Origin of the sequence: Bradyrhizobium sp. 197 (genome assembly GCF_023073375.1) — a bacterium.
GTDB lineage: Bacteria > Pseudomonadota > Alphaproteobacteria > Rhizobiales > Xanthobacteraceae > Bradyrhizobium.
This window is the reverse complement of record NZ_JADPJJ010000011.1, coordinates 1-794: the sequence shown is the minus strand read 5'-3', so window position 1 is coordinate 794 and position 794 is coordinate 1. Positions and strand designations below refer to the sequence as shown.

General features: G+C 62.1%; 1 protein-coding gene. It reads left to right on the top strand.

The genetic code is table 11. From position 1 onward, the window contains the following. The first annotated feature begins 206 nt into the window (after window positions 1-206). Window positions 207-518 carry a 50S ribosomal protein L28 gene (gene rpmB / locus IVB27_RS04310; RefSeq protein WP_247441676.1) on the top strand — a complete coding sequence of 104 codons (312 nt, stop codon included), beginning with the start codon at window positions 207-209 and terminating at the stop codon, window positions 516-518. Window positions 519-794 lie beyond the last annotated feature (276 nt).

Here is a 794-nt window from a genome sequence, read left to right as displayed (position 1 = left end):
CCACGCCGGCGGCGGTCCACCCCCTCCCCCGCAAGCGGGAGAGGGGGTGGACCGCCGCCGGCGTGGAGCACGAAACCCGCCCCAAAACCTTGACGGCCCGCCGCTTCCCCCCTATACGTCCGCCCGCTCCCTGCAAGGACAGAGAATTTGCCCGTGGCGCCCCGAATGGCGGCCGCACATCGTTGGGAAAGATTGAGGATTTTGCCATGTCTCGCCGCTGCGAATTGACGGCCAAGGGCCCCCAGGTCGGCCACACGGTCAGCCACTCCAACATCAAGACCAAGCGCCGCTTCCTGCCGAACCTGGTCAACGTGACCTTCATCAGCGAAGCGCTGGGCCGCAACGTGCGCCTGCGCGTCTCCACCAGCGCGATCAAGAGCGTCGACCACAATGGCGGCCTCGACCCCTTCCTGATCAAGGCCAAGGCCGCCGTGCTGTCGCCGCGCGCCCTCGAGCTGAAGCGCGCCATCCAGAAGAAGGTCGGCCCGACGCCCGCGCCGGCGAAGAAGGCGAGCTAAGAATTTTCGAATTGGGCGGGGGCTTGCGTCGCGAGGCGTAGGTTTAGCCGAGTAGAGTTTTGCATTGCGGCCGGATCGGAAGATCCGGCCGTTTTTGTTTTGGGGGGCTGCATGTTCGCCAAAAGTGCAATTACGAGAAGTTGTGTTATGAGGTAACTCTCGCGACAATTACTAATCAGTCGTCCGTGAAGAATTCCCAAGTCGTTGATTTAGAATCTGGAAACGGCGCACTGGGCTAATTGAGCTTGCCGGGAATCGGGTGCAACGAAGGGGATT